The organism is Bradyrhizobium sp. BRP19 (genome assembly GCF_020194195.1).
Lineage (GTDB): Bacteria > Pseudomonadota > Alphaproteobacteria > Rhizobiales > Xanthobacteraceae > Bradyrhizobium > Bradyrhizobium yuanmingense.
In genome coordinates, this window is the sequence record NZ_JADYVZ010000128.1 from 1 (window position 1) to 440 (window position 440).

Genomic DNA, 440 nt, shown 5'->3' on the forward strand with positions numbered 1-440 from the left:
CCATTGAGACGCTTTATCAAACGAGGGTTCCCCTTGAGGTTCAAAACCGAAAGAACGTCCATCTCGCAACATCAGATTGCTTAGTTATCGCTTGTTACCTATGGGGCGTACTGCATTTTAGTGAAACGCTTAAAGCTAAGCACCAACTTGCTCAAAGTTTATTTCCTAATTTCCTAGAATATTCTCGCTTTGTCCGCCGTTGTAATGCCCTCTTACCGAGTATCCAAGTCATTCGCCAAGCACTCGTCTTTAAAGAGGTTGAAGGAATGAGTGTATCCATTATTGACAGCTCCCCCATTCCTTTGTGTCAGCCTATTCGTAATTTCAGAAGCAAAGGTCTTGGAGATTATGCAAATGTTGGCTACAATGCTACAAAGGGACAGTACTTCTATGGATGTAAATGTCATGCTTTAGTCAGTGAATCAGGCTATGTCATAGAC

At 42.3% G+C, this 440-nt stretch carries 1 pseudogene; it reads left to right on the forward strand.

The window, feature by feature from the left end:
- Positions 1 to 2: 2 nt before the first annotated feature.
- Positions 3 to 440, forward strand: a pseudogene (locus I6F36_RS38820) (IS982 family transposase); the annotation flags it as partial.